General features: G+C 66.5%; 22 protein-coding genes. 8 read left to right on the top strand and 14 right to left on the bottom strand.

Annotated features, from left to right (window positions below; genetic code table 11):
• Positions 1 to 5 precede the first annotated feature (5 nt).
• Positions 6 to 698 (top strand): endonuclease NucS, encoded by a 693-nt coding sequence (gene nucS / locus JOF28_RS09310; RefSeq protein WP_209705508.1) that lies wholly within the window; start codon positions 6 to 8, stop codon positions 696 to 698.
• 44 nt (positions 699 to 742) lie between these two features.
• On the opposite strand, the gene JOF28_RS09305 is transcribed toward nucS, so the two are convergent.
• Complete coding sequence (locus JOF28_RS09305; protein ID WP_209705507.1) at positions 743 to 1309, bottom strand: TetR/AcrR family transcriptional regulator; 567 nt, start codon at positions 1307 to 1309, stop codon at positions 743 to 745.
• 84 nt (positions 1310 to 1393) lie between these two features.
• Between JOF28_RS09305 and JOF28_RS09300 the strand changes: the two genes are divergently transcribed.
• From JOF28_RS09300 to JOF28_RS09275, 6 genes are all read left to right on the top strand, one after another.
• Positions 1394 to 2077, top strand: coding sequence for a biotin transporter BioY (locus JOF28_RS09300; protein ID WP_209705506.1), 684 nt, complete (start codon positions 1394 to 1396; stop codon positions 2075 to 2077).
• 11 nt (positions 2078 to 2088) lie between these two features.
• Positions 2089 to 2874: an energy-coupling factor ABC transporter ATP-binding protein gene (locus tag JOF28_RS09295; protein ID WP_209705505.1), complete on the top strand. Its 786-nt coding sequence runs from the start codon at positions 2089 to 2091 to the stop codon at positions 2872 to 2874.
• The gene (locus JOF28_RS09290) at positions 2871 to 3515 is read left to right on the top strand and encodes an energy-coupling factor transporter transmembrane component T family protein (RefSeq protein WP_209705504.1); all 645 of its coding nucleotides are present in this window, start codon (positions 2871 to 2873) and stop codon (positions 3513 to 3515) included. The genes JOF28_RS09295 and JOF28_RS09290 overlap by 4 nt, the downstream gene beginning before the upstream one ends.
• Positions 3516 to 3524: 9 nt before the next feature.
• Positions 3525 to 3992, top strand: coding sequence for an SseB family protein (locus JOF28_RS09285; protein ID WP_209705503.1), 468 nt, complete (start codon positions 3525 to 3527; stop codon positions 3990 to 3992).
• Between the two features lie 71 nt (positions 3993 to 4063).
• Positions 4064 to 4354: a cupin domain-containing protein gene (locus JOF28_RS09280; protein ID WP_209705502.1), complete on the top strand. Its 291-nt coding sequence runs from the start codon at positions 4064 to 4066 to the stop codon at positions 4352 to 4354.
• Positions 4351 to 4803: a GNAT family N-acetyltransferase gene (locus tag JOF28_RS09275; protein WP_209705501.1), complete on the top strand. Its 453-nt coding sequence runs from the start codon at positions 4351 to 4353 to the stop codon at positions 4801 to 4803. Before JOF28_RS09280 ends, JOF28_RS09275 begins: the two co-directional genes overlap by 4 nt.
• Here the strand turns inward: JOF28_RS09275 and JOF28_RS09270 are convergent.
• Positions 4789 to 5190 carry an acyl-CoA thioesterase gene (locus JOF28_RS09270; RefSeq protein WP_209705500.1) on the bottom strand — a complete coding sequence of 134 codons (402 nt, stop codon included), beginning with the start codon at positions 5188 to 5190 and terminating at the stop codon, positions 4789 to 4791. The genes JOF28_RS09275 and JOF28_RS09270 overlap by 15 nt on opposite strands.
• Before the next feature lie 40 nt (positions 5191 to 5230).
• Entirely contained in the window at positions 5231 to 5440 is a 210-nt protein-coding gene (locus JOF28_RS09265; protein ID WP_209705499.1) for a hypothetical protein, read from the bottom strand.
• Positions 5441 to 5590: 150 nt separating this feature from the next.
• Here JOF28_RS09265 and tagD point away from each other — a divergent pair, with 150 nt between their 5' ends.
• Complete coding sequence (tagD, locus tag JOF28_RS09260; protein WP_209705498.1) at positions 5591 to 5989, top strand: glycerol-3-phosphate cytidylyltransferase; 399 nt, start codon at positions 5591 to 5593, stop codon at positions 5987 to 5989.
• A gap of 87 nt (positions 5990 to 6076) precedes the next feature.
• On the opposite strand, the gene JOF28_RS09255 is transcribed toward tagD, so the two are convergent.
• The 11 genes from JOF28_RS09255 to JOF28_RS09205 form a co-directional block, all read right to left on the bottom strand.
• On the bottom strand, positions 6077 to 7102 hold the full coding sequence (locus tag JOF28_RS09255) for a magnesium and cobalt transport protein CorA (protein ID WP_209705497.1): 1026 nt from the start codon (positions 7100 to 7102) through the stop codon (positions 6077 to 6079).
• A gap of 156 nt (positions 7103 to 7258) precedes the next feature.
• Positions 7259 to 8038 carry an amino acid ABC transporter ATP-binding protein gene (locus JOF28_RS09250; RefSeq protein WP_280909319.1) on the bottom strand — a complete coding sequence of 260 codons (780 nt, stop codon included), beginning with the start codon at positions 8036 to 8038 and terminating at the stop codon, positions 7259 to 7261.
• Positions 8035 to 9063 (bottom strand): amino acid ABC transporter permease, encoded by a 1029-nt coding sequence (locus tag JOF28_RS09245; protein WP_209705496.1) that lies wholly within the window; start codon positions 9061 to 9063, stop codon positions 8035 to 8037. The genes JOF28_RS09250 and JOF28_RS09245 overlap by 4 nt, the downstream gene beginning before the upstream one ends.
• 11 nt (positions 9064 to 9074) lie before the next feature.
• On the bottom strand, positions 9075 to 9968 hold the full coding sequence (locus JOF28_RS09240) for an ABC transporter substrate-binding protein (protein ID WP_209705495.1): 894 nt from the start codon (positions 9966 to 9968) through the stop codon (positions 9075 to 9077).
• A gap of 133 nt (positions 9969 to 10101) precedes the next feature.
• Complete coding sequence (locus JOF28_RS09235) at positions 10102 to 10998, bottom strand: ABC transporter substrate-binding protein (RefSeq protein WP_209705494.1); 897 nt, start codon at positions 10996 to 10998, stop codon at positions 10102 to 10104.
• Positions 10999 to 11350: 352 nt separating this feature from the next.
• The gene (locus JOF28_RS09230; RefSeq protein ID WP_209705493.1) at positions 11351 to 11971 is read right to left on the bottom strand and encodes a response regulator; all 621 of its coding nucleotides are present in this window, start codon (positions 11969 to 11971) and stop codon (positions 11351 to 11353) included.
• On the bottom strand, positions 11968 to 13308 hold the full coding sequence (locus JOF28_RS09225; RefSeq protein ID WP_209705492.1) for a sensor histidine kinase: 1341 nt from the start codon (positions 13306 to 13308) through the stop codon (positions 11968 to 11970). Before JOF28_RS09225 ends, JOF28_RS09230 begins: the two co-directional genes overlap by 4 nt.
• A gap of 4 nt (positions 13309 to 13312) precedes the next feature.
• Entirely contained in the window at positions 13313 to 15454 is a 2142-nt protein-coding gene (locus JOF28_RS09220; protein ID WP_245189917.1) for an MMPL family transporter, read from the bottom strand.
• A 115-nt stretch (positions 15455 to 15569) separates the two neighbouring features.
• Positions 15570 to 16037 (bottom strand): phosphohydrolase, encoded by a 468-nt coding sequence (locus tag JOF28_RS09215; protein ID WP_209705491.1) that lies wholly within the window; start codon positions 16035 to 16037, stop codon positions 15570 to 15572.
• Positions 16038 to 16084: 47 nt separating this feature from the next.
• On the bottom strand, positions 16085 to 16735 hold the full coding sequence (locus JOF28_RS09210; RefSeq protein ID WP_209705490.1) for a response regulator transcription factor: 651 nt from the start codon (positions 16733 to 16735) through the stop codon (positions 16085 to 16087).
• Positions 16732 to 17961, bottom strand: coding sequence for a sensor histidine kinase (locus tag JOF28_RS09205; RefSeq protein ID WP_209705489.1), 1230 nt, complete (start codon positions 17959 to 17961; stop codon positions 16732 to 16734). The genes JOF28_RS09210 and JOF28_RS09205 overlap by 4 nt, the downstream gene beginning before the upstream one ends.
• Positions 17962 to 18032: the final 71 nt, after the last annotated feature.

The raw sequence follows: 18032 nt of genomic DNA, 5'->3' as shown, positions 1-18032 counted from the left end.
ACCCAGTGCGAATCGTTGTTGCTGACTGCTCCGTTAATTACGCGGGGCGCCTCTCTGCCCACCTTCCGAGGGCAAAGCGCGTGCTCATGCTCAAAAACGACGGAAGCATCTTGGTGCACTCCGATGGCGGGTCATATAAACCGCTGAACTGGATGAGCCCGCCGTGCTCTCACACCGACCTTGAGCTCACCGACGATCAGGTCGCCGCCGGCATCGTTGAGGCCTGGCAAGTGACGCAGAAAAAGACCGCCGACCAGCTCGTCGTGTCAATCTTTGAGGTGTTTCACGACTACGCACAAGACCTCGGCATCGACCCCGGCCTCGTGAAGGATGGCGTCGAGGCGCACCTGCAAGAGCTGCTCGCCGAGCAGATCGACCTCGTCGGTGACGGCCACACGCTCGTACGCCGTGAGTACATGACGGCGATCGGCCCCGTCGACATTCTTGCCCGCGATGCCTCGGGCACCGCGATCGCAATCGAAATTAAGCGCCGCGGCGAAATCGACGGCGTCGAACAGCTCACCCGCTACCTCGAACTCATGAACCGCGACCCGCTGCTGGCCCCCGTGACCGGAGTGTTTGCGGCGCAGGAGATCAAGCCGCAGGCACGCACGCTGGCCGAGGATCGAGGCATTCGCTGCCTCGTGCTCGACTACGACGCGATGCGCGGCATGGAAGACAAAAACACGCTGTTCTAGCGGGTCGCTCTCGTCAGATCCGGATCGCATGCAATCGCGACGTCCTAGGCTACGGCGAGGCCCGCGATAATGATGTCGAGACCGCGCACGTATGACCCGTCGAGGTCATCTGCCCCGCTCGTTTCACTCACCTGGTCGCCGCCGATGAGCGCACCGAACGCCGCCGCGTGGCGGTGCATTTGGGTGGCCTGCGCGTGCCCAAACGTGTAGAGCAGCAGCGTGCGCGCCCCGTCTCGGCCAACCAGTTCAGCGAGGTAATCCTCGGCCAGCGAAGAACCGAGCCTGAATGCCGATGCGGTCGACACCACGTCGGCGCCGTCGCGCACCGCCAGCATGGCCGCCCGAAGTTCGGCGCATACGCGGCGCGCAGCCGCGGGGCCATCCATACGTGACTCAGCCTGCCCCGCCGAGACTGCGCCGAGGTTGACCCCGGCCACGATCTCGTCGGCCATGAGTGCAAGCAGCGTCTGCTTGTCGGGCACGTGGTGGTACAGCGCACTCGGCTGCACCCCGAGCTCTGCGGCCACCCGACGCATCGAACAGTTTTCGAGCCCCTGTGCGCCAAGCACGCGCAGGGCCGCGGCAACGACGTCGGCCAAAGAGTTGCGCATGCGTTCACTCTACAGCTAACCTGAACACCGTTCACCAGAACACTATTCAGGTAGAGCGCCGAACGTTTCACCCCGAGGGAGATCATGACCGCCAACGCAGCTTCCCAGCCGCCCATCGACGCGGCGACTGTGCGCCCCGGCCCGCGGCCGCGCCGTCGCAGCACCGCCACCGATCTCGCGCTGATCGCCACGTTCGCGGCGCTCATCGCGGTGTGCTCGATTGTGCCGGGGTTCAGCCTGGGCCCGGCCCCGATCACGCTGCAGACCTTCGCCGTGATTCTGTGCGGTGCCGTACTCGGAGCTTCCCGCGGGTTTCTCGCTGTGCTGCTGTACCTTGCGGTCGGTGCCATCGGGCTCCCCGTGTTTACCGGCGGGGCGGCCGGGCTCGCCCCGTTCGCCGGCCCCACCGTGGGCTATCTCGTGGCATTTCCCCTCGTCGCCTGGATCACCGGGTTTCTCGTCGAGCGGCTGCCCCGTGGGAAGGCCGCGTCGAGCGTTCCGCTCATCTTTCTCGCGGGAGTCATCGCAAACGTGCTGAGCATCCACTTGCTCGGCCCGCTCGGCCTGGCCTGGCGCGCCGATATGCCGGTGGGCGCCGCCTTCATCTTCGACCTGGCCTTCTGGCCCGGCGACCTGCTGAAGACACTGCTCGTGGCGGTCGTGGCCACCGCCGTGCACCGCGCATTCCCTGCACTGCTGCCCTCGCGCCGCCGCCCGGCCGCTTCCCGTACAACCACCGCCCGCCCGGGCGCTGCCCCCACCGAGTAAGCTCTCCCAACGTGATCGAGTTCCACGAAGCAACGGTGGTCGCCCCCACCCAAACCGGCGACCTGACGATTCTGCACCCCGTGAGTCTCACGTTCACCGAACCCAAGATTTCGATCATCGGCGGCAACGGCTCGGGTAAATCCACCCTCGCCCGCCTCATCAACGGCCTCATTGAGCCCACCACTGGCCATGTATCGATCACGCCGCAGAACCCGGTCACTGAGAGCGCAGCTGGGGCGACCGGGGCAGTCGGTGCGGCCGGGGCCACGGCCACGCCCGCTTCCGCTCCCACTTCCTCAAGCCCCGCGCTCGACACCGCCCACGACGGTCACGCCGTGCGCCGCACGGTGGGCTTCGTGTTCACCGACCCCGCCGCGCAGATGATCATGCCCACCGTGATCGAAGACGTTGAGCTCTCGCTGCGCCGCACGCACCGCAAGAAGCCTGAGCGCCGCGCCGCCGCGCTGAGCGCCCTCGACCGTTTTGGGCTCGCCCACCTCGCCGATCACAGCGTGCACGCGCTCTCGGGTGGCCAGCGTCAGCTGCTCGCCATTGCCTCGGTGCTCGCCACCGAGCCGAGCATTCTGGTTGCCGATGAGCCCACCACGCTGCTCGACCTCAAAAATGCACGCCGCATCGGAGACCTTTTGATCGGCCTCCCCCAGCAAACGGTGATCGTGACGCACGATCTTGAGCTCGCGGCCCGCGCCGACCGCACCGTTGTGATCGCCGACGGCCGCGTCGCCTTTGACGGTGCCCCCGCTGCCGCCATCGCCTGGTATCGGGCTCACGCGTGAGCTCCCCCTCGCCCCTCGGCGCCTACCGCCCCGGTCGCGGGCCACTCCATCGGCTGCGCCCGGGCGCCAAGCTCTTGGGCATGTTCCTGTTTGCCATCGCAGTGATGACGACCTCGGGGCCCTGGTGGACCGCCGCGTGGCTGGCGCTGGGCATCGCATTCGCGCTTGCCTCGGGGCTGCGCGGGCGTGATTTATGGCGCGTGGCACGCGGTTTTCTGCTCATTGGAGTGCCGCTGTTTGCGTTTCAGGCGTGGCAGCACGGCCCACTGCAGGGCTTCTCGATCGTGGGCAATCTGCTCGCGCTGATTCTGGCCGCGAGCGCCGTCACGGCGTCGACCGCCGCGACCGACATGCTCGACACGGTGGCCTGGCTCATGCGCCCGCTTGCCCGCTTCGGCGTCGACCCCGATCGGGTCGCGCTCGCGTTCTCGATCACCATCTCGACCATCCCCAGCATCGTGACGATCGCCCGGCAGACGCAGCAGGCGGCGCGCGCACGCGGGCTCGACCGCAGCCTGCGGGCGCGGGTCGTGCCACTCGTGCTGCGCACGGTCGCCCACGCCCAGGCGATGGGCGAGGCACTGGCCGCTCGCGGCGTGGGTGATCATGATCCGGATCATCGGGCGCGACCGCGGGCGTAGGCTAGAGGCATGGCCGAAGAGACTCCCGAGCAGATTCCCGACGACGTTCACCCCGATTATGTGAACGAATCGGCGCAAGCCGCCTTGACCGCGTTTCAGGCGACGCCCGATTACGAGCACCTGGCGGCGTTCTTGAATGCGCTGCGCGAGGGCTACCTCGTCGTCGATGTGACGGGTGAGCCGTCGAAGAAGAAGCGGCACCGCATTCGCACGATCCGGTCGACCACCGGCAAACTCGTGCTGCCCCTGTTCACCTCGATGGATGAGCTGCGCGCGGTCGTGCCCGGTGACCGTCGTCACCTGATGCGCGGCGCCGTGATGCCGGCGCGCGATGCGCTGGGGTTGATTGCTGCCGATCGCTTCGTGGCGGCCGAGTTCGATAAGTCTTCGGCGTCGCTCGTACTGCTGCGCAAGTACATCACTCTCGCGAAGAGCGAGGATGACATCACCGCCGAATCGCTCGCCGCGCTGAAGTAGCCGACGGGCCTCTTCTCTTCCCCTCCATCTGGCCGGTACGCTGTGCTCAACAGCACCGATCAAGGAGGATCATGAGTACCGGAGCAAACGGCGTCGTACAGCTCGAGAACGAATTCTTTCGGGTGACCGAGTGGACCATTCAGCCTGGGGGCGTGATTCCCATGCACCGGCACGACTACGAGTATGTGGTGGTGCCGATGGTCACCGATCGCATGCACGTTGTGCTGGCCGATGGTGGTGTGATTCTCGCCGAGCTTGAGGCCGGGGTGAGCTACACGCGGCCCGCCGGGTCTGAGCACCAGGTCGAAAATCGCACCTCGGCCTCCCCCATCGTCTTCGTTGAGATCGAGCGTCTGTCGTGAGCGACGCACTCGTGGTGCGCCCAGTCGAGGCCGGCGACCGTGAGACGTGGGCTGAGCTTTACCGCGGCTACCGTGATTTCTATCACAAGCCGCACGACCCGGCCGTCTATGACACGGTGTGGTCGTGGCTGATGGACACGAGCCACGAGAGCCGTTGCTTACTCGCGCTGAAGAACGGCATCCCTGTAGCGCTCGGGCACTTTCGCAGTTTTGCGCGCCCCATCGACGGCGGGCGGGGCCTCTACCTCGATGACCTGTTCACCGCGCCCGCAGCACGTGGGTCGGGTGCCGCGGGGGCTATCATCACGCGCCTGGCCGAGATCGCCCGCGATGAGCGCGCAGCGCTTGTGCGTTGGATCACGGCCGAAGATAACGCGGCCGCCCGCAGCGTCTACGATCGCGTTGCGAAGCAGACGCCGTGGGTGACCTACGATCTATCGCCCGCGTAACCGCTCGGTGCCGCTGGTGGACTCGGTGATGCCGTGCGCCACCGGGGCACCCGCCTCATCGACCGAGACAAACACGATCTCGTCGAGGGTAAGCACCGCGGCCCCCGTGACCGCGTTTTCCACGTGGCACGACAGCGTCATCGAGGTGCGCCCGAACCGGGTGACCCGGTAATCGAGCTCGAGCAGGTCGCCCCGGTCGGCGCGTGACACGAAGTTCAGCTCCGACATGTGACGGGTCACCACGTCGATGCGGCCCAGCTGGGCGACCGCGATAATGGCGGCCTCTTCGTCGACCCACTGCAACAGCCGACCGCCAAAGAGCGCGCCGTGCTGATTGAGGTCTTCGGGCTTTACCCACTTGCGCACAATGTGGCGATACTCACTCATGCGCTCAGCCTACGCGCCCGCCCCTGCTGGGCTTCTCAGCTCACTCGCCCGCTGAGGCATCCTCATCAGTGTCGGTATCACCGTCGTCGTCTGCGGGTTCATCATCATCGTGGTCGACGTGCGCCGACCCGGTATGTGTCGCCGGCCCCAGGTGTGACGCGCCGCCCTCGCCTACCCAACCATCACCTGGAGTGTGCGCGGGGTCAGAATCGTGGTCACGGCTTCGAACCTCATCTGAAAAAAGCATCATGCCCTCCTTCAACTGGCGGGGCCGCAGCACTGCCGGCCCGTACCCACAGCCTACGCTCGCACGCCCAAACCCGAAAGGGCTGCGCCTCGCTGCCCGCAACCTCACAGCCTGGATACCGCATTGGCGCGGCAGTGACTCTACTATGGAGGGATGAAGCGTATTCTCACCTACGGCACCTTTGACCTTCTGCACTGGGGCCACATTCGGCTCTTGCGCCGTGCTCGCTCGCTCGGCGACTACCTCGTCGTCGCATCGTCGACCGAAGAGTTCAACGAGGGCAAGGGCAAGAAGACCTACCACGACTTCGAAACTCGCAAGAATATGCTCGAGGCCGTGCGCTACGTCGATCTCGTGATTCCCGAGACCGAGTGGGATCAGAAGATTCGCGACGTGCAGAAGTACGAGATTGACACCGTAGTCATGGGTGGCGACTGGGAGGGCGACCCCCGCTTCGAGATTCTGCGCGACTACTGCGAGGTCATCTACCTCGACCGCACCGAGGGTGTTTCGACGACCAAGATCAAGCGAGATCTCGGCGTCAACTCCTAGATACTGCCGCGCGCTGATGCCGCGCACCCGCGCGAGCGGAGTGGCCCCTGCCCAGGGGTCACTCCGCTCGATTGCGTTATGCGCCGATCACAACCAGTTCTTGCGCTTGAAGATCACGTACAGCGTCACCGCAAACCCGCCCATGGCAAGCATCGCAAGCGGGTACCCGATGCCCCAGTCAAGCTCGGGCATCGTGGCAAAGTTCATGCCGTAGATGCCGCTGATCAGCGTGGGCGCGAAAATAATGGCGGCCCAGCTCGAAATCTTCTTCATGGCCTCAGACTGCTCAATGCTCGTCTGCGTCATCTGGGCCATCTCTTCTTCACGCGCCTGCGTTGCCAAGCTCAAGTGCACCGTCAGTGCGTTCTGCAGCAGCTGGCGGTAATTGTCGATCCGGTCACAGATCGGAATCAGGTGATCGACGACGTCGCGCAGGTAGCGCCGCAGCTCGACCTGGGTGAGCCCCGCCGCCTCCACCTGGTGCGGGTCTTTGATCGCTTCCAGCAGCGGCCGGGCCGCCCGCTGAAACGTAATCACCTCGCGCGAGAGCAGGTAGATGCGCCGGGCAAGCTGACGCCTGCTCCCCGAGCCGTCAAAGAGTTCGTCTTCGATCTCATCGACGGCTTTCTCGATGCCGCGCACCACGGGTTCGTAGTCATCGACCACGCGGTCGAGCAGCGCGTGCAGCACCGCAGGAGGCCCGAGCCGCAACACCTCGGGTTGCTGCTCAAGATCCTGCCGCATGCCCGAAAGCTTCGGGTGCTCGGCCAGGCGAATCGAGACAATAAAGTTCGGGCCGATGAAGACGTGCAGCTCACCAAACTCGACGAGCTCGGTATCGGGCAGATACCGTGCGGGGCGCAGCACCAAGAACGTGGAGTCGTCATAGCGCTCAAGTTTTGGGCGCTGATGCCCCTGCGACACGTCCTCAAGCGCCAGCGGGTGCAGGCCAAAGACCTCGCCCAGCTGCTGCACCTCGGCATCGCTCGGGTTCAGCAGCCCCAGCCACACGAATCCGCCCAGCTCGCGCGCCTGTGCGGCGGCCTCAGGCAGCGTGCCTGCCCCGGGCACGCGCACGCCATCAAGATACACCGCGATATCGACCAGGCTCATCCGGGCTTCCCCTTACATTTCGCTGCACCCCGAACGTCGAGCGTATCGCGCCCGCGCGGCCACGTCACCTCGGTGCACGAACTGACACGGCGGGCGGTGCCGCAGAAAAATTCTGCGGCACCGCCCGATCCGGATCCTGCCTCAGCGCCTCAGCGCCTACAGCACCTTCGACAGGAAGGCCTTCGTGCGCTCGCGCTGGGGGTTCGACAGCACCTGGGCCGGGTCACCCTCTTCGACGACCACGCCGCCGTCCATAAACACGAGCTTGTCGGCCACCTCGCGCGCGAACCCCATCTCGTGCGTCACAACGATCATCGTCATGCCACTCTCGGCGAGGCCCTTCATGACATCGAGCACCTCGCCCACAAGCTCGGGGTCGAGCGCGCTGGTCGGCTCATCAAACAGCATCAGCTTGGGCTCCATGGCGAGCGCCCGCGCGATCGCCACGCGCTGCTGCTGCCCGCCCGACAGGTGTGCCGGGTAGTAATCATGGCGTTCGCCCAGACCCACCCGGGCCAACAGCTCGAGCGCGCGCGCCTTCAGCTGCGCCTTGCTGCCCTTTTTGAGCAGCATGGGGGCGGCCATCACATTCTCGAGCGCCGTCATGTGCGGGAAGAGGTTGAACCGCTGAAACACCATGCCGATGTCGCGGCGCTGTGCTGCAGCCTCGCGCGGGTGCATCTCGTAGAGCTTGTCGCCCTTCTGGCGATAGCCCACGAGCTCACCGTCGACCGAGAGCCGGCCGGCGTTGACCGTCTCGAGGTGATTGATGCAGCGCAGGAAGGTCGATTTGCCCGAGCCCGAGGGCCCCACGAGGCAGAGCACCTCGCCCCGCTGCACCTCGAGCGAGATCGACTTCAGTACAAGGTTCGAGCCGTAGGCCTTTGAAACGGCCTCGGCCTTCACCATGGGTGTGCTGGTCGCGTGCGTGCTCATGCTCCGCCCCCTCCTGGTCGTTCATGCGGCGGCACGATACTTCTGCCGCCTCCTGCACTGGGGTACGTGGGGGTTGTCTGGCCCCCGTGCTCACCGACCACCGAAATGCTTGAGGTTTCGATTGACGGCTTCATTACGTCGGGGCGCTTCGTGACGCCCTTGGCGAAGTGCTTCTCAAGGAAGTACTGGCCCACCATCAGAATCGAGGTCACCACGAGATACCAGACCGACGCCACGATCAGCATCGGCACCGGCTGGTAGGTCACGGCGGCGATGTCGCGCTGCCGCCCGTAGACGTCGAGTGTGAACGGCACCGCCGTCACCAGCGAGGTCGTTTTCAGCATCGAGATGAGCTCGTTGCCCGTCGGCGGAATGATCACGCGCATCGCCTGCGGCAAGATCACCCGGCTCATTGTGTGCCACCAGCCGAGGCCAAGCGCCTTCGACGCCTCGGCCTGACCCTCATCGACCGAGAGCAGGCCGGCGCGCACGATCTCGGCCATATAGGCGGCCTCGTTGAGCGCGAGGCCGATCACGGCGAGCGTGAAGTAGCTGAGCAGATCCTTCGTGTTGAGCGAGACCACGGCCTCGGTCCACGGGATACCCAGCTCGAGGGACTTGTAGATCGTGGGCACGAGGCCCCAGAACACGAGCTGCACGTACACGGGGGTGCCGCGGAACAGCCACAGGTACACCCAGGCCACCGAGCTCACCACGGGGTTGGGCGACTGGCGCATCACGGCCATCGTGATGCCCAGGGCGACCGCGATCACCATGGAGTAGATCGTGAGCTGCAGCGTGTACCCCACGCCCTGCATGATGCGCACGTCGAAGAGGTACTTGCCCACCTCGCCCCAGTTGTACACCGAGCGGTTGAACGCGGTGTCATAGATGAAGAGAACGGCGACCAGAATGATCACGGCTGCAAACACGTTGCGCCAGGGATGCCTGAGCTTGATCGCTTGTAACTGCTCGGGTTCGCGGTGCGTCACTGCCCCGCCCCCAGAGGGTTGTTGTTCAGTCATGATGAGTCCTTCTACTTCTCACCGGCGTTGATCGTGGCTTCGGTCAGCGCACCATCCTGCGCGCCCGCGCTGGTGAGGATCTCGAGGTAGGTGCCGTCGTCCATCAGCGACTGCATAGCCGCCTGCACGGCCTTCGTGAGCTCGCTGTCCTTGGGGGTTACGAGACCGTATGGTGCGGCGTCAAACACCTCGCCGACGAGCTCAATCTGATCTGACAGCTGCACGGCGGCATCACCCGAGACGGGTGAGTCTGCCGAGAATGCCACGGCGCGACCGTCGATGACGGCCTGCGTTACCTCGGGCTGCTGGTCGAGAATCAGAATCTCGATCGGCTCTTTGCCGGCAGCGACGCACTTTTCGCTGCGCGCGGGCAGCTCAGTCTGCTCTTGGATGGTGGTGGCCTTGACCGCGACGGTCAGCCCGCACGCGTTCTCGGGGTCAACGTCTTCGCCCACCTTCGCGGCCCACTGCGAGCCAGCGTTGAGGTAGTTCACGAAGTCGACTGACTTCTGACGCTCCACCGTGTCGGTGAACGACGACGAGCTCATGTCGAGCCCGCCCTCTTGCACGCGCGGAATGATGCTGTCGAAGTTCATGTGCTCCCATTTGGGAGTGAGCCCGAGCTTTGCAGCCACAGCATCGCCGAGGTCAATGCCCCAGCCGATGGCCACACCGTTCTCATCTTTGTACTCGATGGGGGCGTAGTTCGGGTTGACGCCGATGCGCAGCTCGCCCGATTCTGCAACGTCTGCGGGCAGCAGTTTAACAGCGGCTGGATCGGCTTTGATGCCCTCGATGACGTCGGTGCTCACCTGTTCGCGCTCAACGCCGTCAGCGTTGGTGCACCCGGTGAGGGCGAGAAGGGCTGCGGCGGCAATCGCCGGAATAGCGAGTTTGATCTTCATTGATTCTTACCTCGATCAGTGTGTGTCAGCTGGTTGTGCATGGTGGCTATAACCGCCATTCGCTCGACAGGCACCGGGATCATGTCCCTGCGCGTGCCGAGCGAATGAGGGGCACAGCATCTCGATCGGTGGGTTAGTTGGCGCCTGCGTTGATGGTCGCCTCGGTGAGCGCACCCGACTCGATACCGGCCGAGGTCAGAATCTCGAGGTAGGTACCGTCATCCATGAGTGACTGCAGTGCTGCCTGCACGGCCGCCGTCATGTCGCTGTCCTTCTGCGTAGCGAAACCGTAGGGGGCGGCGTCGAACAGGTCGCCGACCAGCTCGAGCTGGCCGTCGAGCTTCGTGACCGCGTCGCCGGTGACGGGCGAGTCGGCCGAGAATGCGGCGGCGCGGCCGTCGATCACGGCCTGCGTGACCTCGGGCTGGCCGTCAAAGCGCAACACCTCGATGGCCTTTTCGCCGGCGTCGGTGCACGCCTTCGACTTCGCGGGCAGCTCGTCGGTGTCTTGCACCGTCGTGGCCTGCACAGCAATCGTCAGCCCGCACGCGTTCTCGGGGTCGACGTCTGAGCCGGGAGCCGCAGCCCACTGGCTACCGGCGTTGAGGAAGTTGACGAAGTCGACTGACTTCTGACGCTCAACGGTGTCGGTGAACGAAGACGAGCCCATGTTTAGGCCGCCCTCTTGAATGCGCGGAATAATGCTGTCGAAGCCGAGGATCTCCCATGAGGGGGTCAGCCCGAGCTTTTCTGAAACGGCGGTCGCGAGCTCAACGCCCCAGCCGACGGGGTTGCCGTCACCGTCCTTGTATTCGTTGGGCGGGTACTCGGCGTCGGTGCCGATGAGTAGCTCGCCAGATTCCTTCACCTCGGCTGGCAGCAGCGCAACCGCTGCCTCGTCGACGGTGACCGAAGAACCGCCCGATTCGGCGGGGGCTTCGGTGTCGGTGCCTGAGTCGTTGTTGACGCAGCCGGTCAGGGTGAGAAGCGCGGCTGCAGCAAAGGCAGGAAGCGCGTAGCGAATCTTCATTGATCACTCCATGTTGGGAAGTTCGGGGTTGTCAAGTGCGAACGTAACAAGCCCGAGGGTACGTGTCATTTTGAGTGTACTGCCCCTTCTGCGGAGCCCCAGAAATTCTGTCTACCAGGCTCAATAGCAGGTATGGTGCGGCGCGTATTATTCGCATGAATTCGCCAATATTGTCGCCCGAACTGCTCTGTTACATTCTGATGACAACGCCGCGCCGCCCCCTCATTGCCTCGAAAATCCCTCATTGTGCCCCGTTTGCGACCCAGCATCGGTGACCGCAACAGCCCGGCGAAGTGTGTCTGCAACCCGAGACACTAACTGGGTGCTGCCCCAATTTTGGGGGCGGCGGGCGTTAAATCAGCCCGGCGTCACCGGCGACCCTGATCGCCCGCGACCGACTATCCACGCCGAGCTTGCCAAAAATATGCGACAGGTGACTTTTCACGGTGGCCTCAGACACGAACAGGTCGCGCGCGATCTCGCGATTCGCAGCCCCGGTGGCCGCGAGGGTGAGTACCTCAATCTCGCGCTGTGTCAGCTGGGGGCGCGGCCGGCGCATCACGTCGAGCACCCGCGCCGCGAGCTCGCCCGGCAGGTACAGCCCGCCCGCCGCCGCCTGTTCGATGCCCGCAATGATGGCCTCGGGCGCCACGTCCTTTAAAAGGTAGCCGGCGGCCCCCGCCTCCACCGCACCGATGAGCTCGGCATCGCGGTCGAAGGTGGTGAGAATCAACACGGCGGGCGGCTCAGGGAGGGCGCACAGCTGCCGGGTGGTCTCGATTCCATCGATTCCGGATCCCAGCCGCAGATCACACAGCACCACATCGGGCCGCACCGCCCGTGCGAGTTCAACGCCGGCCTCCCCGGTGCCGGCTTCGCCGACCACCGTGATGCCGCCGTGTTGTTCGAGCACCGCGCGCAGCCCGCTGCGCACGACGGGGTGGTCATCGATCAGCATCACGCTCGTGGTCATCGGGTGGCCTCCGTCTCATCTAACTGCTGCGAACTAGGTTGGGTCGGGGCCGCAGCTGGGGTTGGGGCCGGCGTCGGTAGTGGCGTTGAGGCGGCACCGATAGGCAGATAGGCGCTCACCGCGCAGCCCTCGCCTGGCGCGCTTTCAATATCGAGCCCGCCGCCAAGATCGCGCAGGCGATCACGCATCAGGCGCAGCCCAAAGCTGGTGCGCCCGGCATCGTTTGGCACACCGTTGCCCGCTTCCCACTCAGTCACGGTAAACCCGACGCCGTCGTCACGCACGTCAAGGCGCACCTGCCCACCCGCGGCCGACAGCGTCACCTCGGTGCGCGTCGCCCCCGCGTGCTGGCGCACATTCGCGAGCGCCGACTGGGCCACGCGCAGAAGCGCCACCTCGGTGGCCACCGACAACTGGGGCGTCGCGGGGTCGACGTGCAGCTGCGCGCGCATGGGGGTGGCCTGGGGCGGCAGCCCAGTATCGCTGTCCTGCACGAAGCGCGCCACGAGGCGCGCCAGCGCCCCCTCGAGCGCACCGTCTTCAAGCTCGGCGGGGGTGAGGGCTGCAATGATCCGGCGCACATCGGTGAGGCTCTCGCCCGCGATCATTTCGATGCGGTCGAGCGCCTCGGCGTGCGCGATGAGCCTGATCGAAGACAGGCCCTGGGCGACCGTGTCATGAATGTCGCGGGCGATGCGGGCGCGCTCGCCCATCGCTCCCGAGCGGCGCTGGGTGAGGGCGAGTTCGTCTTGCAGCAGCTCGGTTTCGTGTCGGGCGCGCGTCAATGAGTCGACGAGCCGTTCGCGTTCGACCGCATCGTGCAGCAGTTGCAGGTAGCCACGCGAGATTCCCAGCGCGAACACCCCGCCGATGAGGGGGCCGAAGAGGTTGGCGTAACTCGTAGCGCCGTGGTGAATGAGCGGCGCGGCCACGACCACGGCGTACACGAGCGCCGAGAACCCGAGGGCCCACCAGCCGGGCAGCAGGTGGCCGGCGAGCAGCCAGAGCAAGAATGCGAGCCACACAAACTCGGCCGAAACCGCGACGGCAACGCCCCACACCACGGCCAGCCCCACGAACCACCACACGATCGTGACGCGCCGGGATTTCGCGGGCAGCAGCGCGCCCGCGCCGTGCCACACCAGCACCGCGAGGCCCGCGGCAACCGCGGCCGGGGCAGCCGTGCCGTCGGTGATCGCGCGCACCACCCCGATCACCGTGAGCACCGCCGCGATGGCGTACTGCCCGAGGCGCATGGCCCGCGCGGTCGCTGCCGCAGGGCCGAGACGCCCCGCGGCAGTCGCGGCCTGGTCCAGGGGTGAGCTCACGATGTCCATGTCATTAGTGTGAGGCCGCGGCGTCGTTTGCGCGACGTGCCCCTCCGCCGGGCCACCAGATGCGGTCACCCAGCAACCCAAACAGGGCGGGAACGATCACCGTGCGCACGACGAGGGTGTCAACGATCACACCGACGCCCACGATGAGGCCCAGCTGCCCGAGCACGACGAGCGGCAGCACCCCGAGCGCCGCGAAGACGGCGGCCAGCACGATTCCTGCGCTCGTAATCACACCGCCGGTGTGGGTGACGGCGCGCACCATGCCGTCGCGGGTGCCGTGTGCGACGGCCTCGTCGCGGGCCCGATGCACCAGAAAGATCGAGTAGTCGATACCCAGCGCCACCAGAAACAGGAAGGCCAACAGTGGAACCTGTGCGTCGAGCGCGTGCTGGCCCATGAGCGTGCGGCTCAGCCACGCACCGGCCCCGATTGCGGCGGCGGCGCTGGCGACGTTGGTGATCAGCAGCAACACTGGGGCGACGAGTGACCGCAGCAGCACGAGCAGCACCACAAAGCTGACGAGCAAAATCAGCGGCGCAATGACGAGCAGGTCACGTTCGTTGCCCGCCCGGGCGTCAAGGTCGGTGGCCCCGCCGCCGCCCACGAGCGCTTCGGCTGCCGGGATCGCGTGCACGGCCGCGCGAATCTGCGTGACCTGGTCGAGCGCGGCCGGTGACCCGGGCGCGTATTCGCCCGTCACCATGATTTTGGTGAGCTCACCGTTCTTTGTTTCGCCCGCGGGGTGTGCGCGCACCACACCGTCGATGTCGCGCACGGCGGCCACCACGTCGCCCGCCTGCGCCGACTGCGTCACGATGAGTGTGGGCTGCGCTTCGCCGGCGGGGAAATGCTGTGACAGCGTTTCGAGCCCGGCCGCCGACTCTGCGGGCACCCGAAACTTGTCGAGCTGGGTGAGGCCGACGGTGGTGCCCGCAAGCCCGGTCATCATGACCGCGAGCAAGAGGCCCGCGGCGATGATCGAGCGGCCGGGTGTGCGCACCACGAAGGAGGCGGTGCGCTGCCACAGCCCGGCCCGCTTGGGCGCTTGGCCTGGGCGCGGCACGAACGGCCAGAACACGCGCCGGCCGCAGATCGCGAGCACGGGCGGCAGGGCAAACAGCACCATGCCGAGGGCGATGACGAGCCCCAACGCGGCAGACAGGCCGAGCCCGCGCGTGCCGGGGATCACCGCGAAGGCGAGGGTCGCAAGCGACAGCACGACGGTGACGTTCGAGGCCACGATGGCGGGGGCGCTCCCCCGCCAGGCCGCGGCGAGCGCCCGCCGATGGTCGTCGGTGAGCAGCAGTTCTTCGCGATACCTCGAGATCAGCAGCAGGGCGTAATTGGTGCCGGCGCCAAACACGAGCACGCTGATGATGCCGGCGTCGAACTGTAGCTCGAGGGCGCTGCCCAGCGCCGCGGTAGCGAGGCTGGCCAGCCAGTCTGACAGGGCCACCACGGTGAGCGGCACGAGCCACAGCACGGGTGAGCGGTAGGTGGCGATCAGCAGGATGGCGACGATCAGAATGGTCACGAAGAGCAGGGTGAAGTCGGCGCCATCAAAGGCGGCGGCGACATCGGCGCCGAAGGCAGGGCCGCCGGTCACCTGCATGGTGAGGCCGGGCACCTCGTGCTCCCCGAGGTCGGCCCGCAGCTGCGCCACCGCGTCGGCGGTGGTCGGGGCGTCACTCGCTGAGTCGGCGGTGGCTGAGTCAGTGTTGGTTGAGTGAGCGGGTGCGTTCACCGGCACGACGAGTACCCCCGCCTCACCGTCATCGCTGAGCATGGGCCCCGTGGCTTCGTTATCAGACAGCTGCGTGAGCTGCGGGGCGAGCGCCTGCAGGGCGGCCTGGTCAGCCTGCGTAAGCGGGCCGCCCGCGGTGCGCGTGGCCACCACCAACACGGGTTGCACATCGGCGCCCTCAAATATTGCCAGCAGCTCGCTGGCCCGCATCGATTCAGAGGTGGCCGGGGCCTGCGCGTTGCCGCCAGGGGCCTCGGCGCCCGAGAGCAGCCCAAAGAGTGCGAGTACCCCCACGAGCACCGCGATAAGTGAGATGCGGGCGCCCCGCCGCGAAGTGAGCCCACGCGAAAGCTTCCCCGCCAGCCCCCGCGAAGGGCCCGTAAACATGCCAGTTTGAGTCATGTTTCAAGCCAAGCCGGTCGCGCCCCCGGCGGCATCGCGCGCAGTGTTGGTTACAAAATCATCCTTTTGAATGACACGGTGCCGGGCCGCTGCGGCGCGGCGCTGAGCTGTGGCGTCAGCCCAGCAGCACCTCGCGGGCGTGGGCGTACTTGCGTGCGAGCCGCTCGCGTGTAGCCTCGTCAAGCTGTGCGGTGCGCACGGGGTCGGTGTTGTCATCAATATCGGCGAGCTTCACGCGCAGGGCGATGGGGTCGCGTCTGATCGCCCGGTAGTAGTCATCATCGGCGAGGCCCGGGCGTCGCGTCAGAAACAGCACGGCGTCAATCACCGGGTGGGGAATCTTCGCATCGCGCAGGTCTTCGGGCAGTACTTCGCAGTCTTCGATTGTGTCGTGCAGCCAGGCCGCTGCGTGTGCCAGCGGGTCGGTCTCGGGGTCGAATCGTGCCGCGACCCGGCGCGGGTGCTCAATGTAGTCGTCACCGTTTCTGTCGGCCTGCCCGCGGTGCAGAATCGTCGCGATGGCTTCGGCGCGAGCCGCGAGGGCAATCGCTTCGGTGGGGGTGAGCTGGGCCGCGTTCGTCATGGTGTCATCTTCGCACGGCGGCGAGCGCCTGGCCGTGCAGGGCCCGGTTACTGCACGATGCCGCTGCGCAGCGCCCACAGCGCCACCTGCAGTCGGTCTCTCGTGCCGGTTTTCGTGAGCAGGCTGGCCAGGTGGTATTTCACGGTGGTGGGCTCGATGAACAGCTGCGCCGCGATCTCTTTGTTTGAGTGCCCCTGGCTCAGCAGCACGAGAATCTCGATTTCGCGCGGGGTGAGGTGCTCGGCGATGTTCGTGCGTTGGGCTTCGGGGGCGGGTCGCCGCTGCGCGAACTCGGTGAGCACGCGCCGCGTGAGTCGCTGGTCGAGGGTGCCGTCGCCCGCGGCGACCGAGCGAATGGCCTGGGTGATGGTGGTCTCGTCTGACCCTTTCAGTAGGAACCCGGCAGCCCCCGCTTCGAGCGCACCAAAGACGTAGTCGTCAAGATCGAACGTGGTGACCACAAGCACCCCGATGTGGGGGTGCTCGGCAACGATGTCGCGGGTGGCTTGAATGCCGTCGCGCCCGGGCATGCGAATGTCCATGCACACGACATCGGGCTGCAGCTCGGCGGCAAGCCTGGCCGCTTCGTAGCCATCGGCGGCCTGGCCCACGACCGTGAGGTCTGTTTCGGCCTCGAGTACGACGGTGAGGCCCGCGCGCACGATGGCTTGGTCGTCGGCGATGAGTACGCGAATCATGGGCTGCTCTCTGCTGGGATCGTGAGTTCGACGGCCCACCCGCCATCAACGCGGGGGCCGGCCACGAGGGTGCCTCCGGTGAGCGCTGCACGCTCACGCATGCCGATTAGGCCGTTGCCGCCCGCGGGAATCAGCGACGTTTCGATCGCCGCGGCGCGGGTGGCCTGGGTGTTGGTGACGCTGATGCGCAAGCTGGGGAGCCCCGCAACGGTGTCACCGCCGCCCCACTCGACGGTGACGGCGCAGGCTGATCCGGGGGCGTGTTTGGCGGCGTTCGCAAGTGACTCCTGCACCGTGCGGTAGGCAGAGATCCCCGCGATCGGGCCGAGCGCCACACGCTCGCCGGTCTCGGCGAACTCGATCGCCAGGCCCCGCTCGCGATACTCGGCGATGAGCTGGGGCAGGTCGCTGAGCGCGGGCGCCGGGGCGAGATCGGTTTCGCCGTCGGTGCGCAGCAACCCGACCGTCTGCCGTACATTTTCGAGCGCGGTGCGGGCCTCGGTCTGAATGGTATCGAGGTAGCCACTGACCTGATCCGGATCACGCTTCAGCAGCGCCCGCGCCGCCTGATTCGTGAGGATGATGCCCGTCAGGTGGTGGGCTGCGATGTCGTGCAGCTCGCGCGCGATCAGGTTGCGTTCGAGCTGCACCGCCTCGCGGGCGTTGCGCTCGCGGTCGCGCTCGGCGAGCTCGGCACGCTCGCGCAGCACCGTGGCGAGGCGGGTCTGCACGAGCACGACCTCGGCGATCACCAGCGGCAGGGCGAAGGTGGCGACGGCCTGCCCAGCCGCGGCGGGCAAGCGCCACTCGGCCAGCAATTCATCGCTCGCCCCCAGCGTGATGTACATCACGGCGGCGGTCGCGAGGGCTCCGGCGGCGGCCCACAGGTAGGCCCGGGAGGCCGGGCTCGTGCGCCGCACGGTGTACATCGCCATCATCACCGCGGCAGAGCCCACCGTGACCTCGCCGTGCCAGATCATCAGCATCGGCCAATCGAGCACGATCACGCCCAGCAGCACGGCCAGCGGCCACCGATACCGCGCCGCGAGCAGGGCGGCCTGGCCGACGAGGGCTGTGACGATCACCCAGAACTCTGCCGCCGTCACCGCCCCCAAGATGCCCGCTGAGACGGTGAGCACGTACACGGTGGCGAGCGCCAGGATCACCACCACAGGCAGCGCCCGCCAGAGCCGCGAGAGGGCGGAGGGGCTGGCGGGCGCATGCATAGTGTTCATTATCCTGGGTGGGGTCGGCTGATGCGAGGATACTGGTCGCGGTGGCCCGGCTGGCGCACGCG

Origin of the sequence: Leucobacter exalbidus (assembly GCF_017834145.1) — a bacterium.
Classification (GTDB): domain Bacteria; phylum Actinomycetota; class Actinomycetes; order Actinomycetales; family Microbacteriaceae; genus Leucobacter; species Leucobacter exalbidus.
Note: the sequence above shows the minus strand (reverse complement) of the source record. Positions and strands in the feature narration are given on the sequence as shown.

What these genes read in the sequence shown, in the direction of transcription:
- JOF28_RS09305 (WP_209705507.1), bottom strand. Translation starts at nt 1,309, where the DNA reads ATGCGCAACTCTTTGGCCGACGTCGTTGCCGCGGCCCTGCGCGTGCTT.
- JOF28_RS09300 (WP_209705506.1), top strand. Translation starts at nt 1,394, where the DNA reads ATGACCGCCAACGCAGCTTCCCAGCCGCCCATCGACGCGGCGACTGTG.
- JOF28_RS09285 (WP_209705503.1), top strand. Translation starts at nt 3,525, where the DNA reads ATGGCCGAAGAGACTCCCGAGCAGATTCCCGACGACGTTCACCCCGAT.
- JOF28_RS09280 (WP_209705502.1), top strand. Translation starts at nt 4,064, where the DNA reads ATGAGTACCGGAGCAAACGGCGTCGTACAGCTCGAGAACGAATTCTTT.
- JOF28_RS09270 (WP_209705500.1), bottom strand. Translation starts at nt 5,190, where the DNA reads ATGAGTGAGTATCGCCACATTGTGCGCAAGTGGGTAAAGCCCGAAGAC.
- JOF28_RS09265 (WP_209705499.1), bottom strand. Translation starts at nt 5,440, where the DNA reads ATGATGCTTTTTTCAGATGAGGTTCGAAGCCGTGACCACGATTCTGAC.
- tagD (WP_209705498.1), top strand. Translation starts at nt 5,591, where the DNA reads ATGAAGCGTATTCTCACCTACGGCACCTTTGACCTTCTGCACTGGGGC.
- JOF28_RS09255 (WP_209705497.1), bottom strand. Translation starts at nt 7,102, where the DNA reads ATGAGCCTGGTCGATATCGCGGTGTATCTTGATGGCGTGCGCGTGCCC.
- JOF28_RS09250 (WP_280909319.1), bottom strand. Translation starts at nt 8,038, where the DNA reads ATGAGCACGCACGCGACCAGCACACCCATGGTGAAGGCCGAGGCCGTT.
- JOF28_RS09245 (WP_209705496.1), bottom strand. Translation starts at nt 9,063, where the DNA reads ATGACTGAACAACAACCCTCTGGGGGCGGGGCAGTGACGCACCGCGAA.
- JOF28_RS09240 (WP_209705495.1), bottom strand. Translation starts at nt 9,968, where the DNA reads ATGAAGATCAAACTCGCTATTCCGGCGATTGCCGCCGCAGCCCTTCTC.
- JOF28_RS09235 (WP_209705494.1), bottom strand. Translation starts at nt 10,998, where the DNA reads ATGAAGATTCGCTACGCGCTTCCTGCCTTTGCTGCAGCCGCGCTTCTC.
- JOF28_RS09230 (WP_209705493.1), bottom strand. Translation starts at nt 11,971, where the DNA reads ATGACCACGAGCGTGATGCTGATCGATGACCACCCCGTCGTGCGCAGC.
- JOF28_RS09225 (WP_209705492.1), bottom strand. Translation starts at nt 13,308, where the DNA reads ATGGACATCGTGAGCTCACCCCTGGACCAGGCCGCGACTGCCGCGGGG.
- JOF28_RS09220 (WP_245189917.1), bottom strand. Translation starts at nt 15,454, where the DNA reads ATGACTCAAACTGGCATGTTTACGGGCCCTTCGCGGGGGCTGGCGGGG.
- JOF28_RS09215 (WP_209705491.1), bottom strand. Translation starts at nt 16,037, where the DNA reads ATGACGAACGCGGCCCAGCTCACCCCCACCGAAGCGATTGCCCTCGCG.
- JOF28_RS09210 (WP_209705490.1), bottom strand. Translation starts at nt 16,735, where the DNA reads ATGATTCGCGTACTCATCGCCGACGACCAAGCCATCGTGCGCGCGGGC.
- JOF28_RS09205 (WP_209705489.1), bottom strand. Translation starts at nt 17,961, where the DNA reads ATGCATGCGCCCGCCAGCCCCTCCGCCCTCTCGCGGCTCTGGCGGGCG.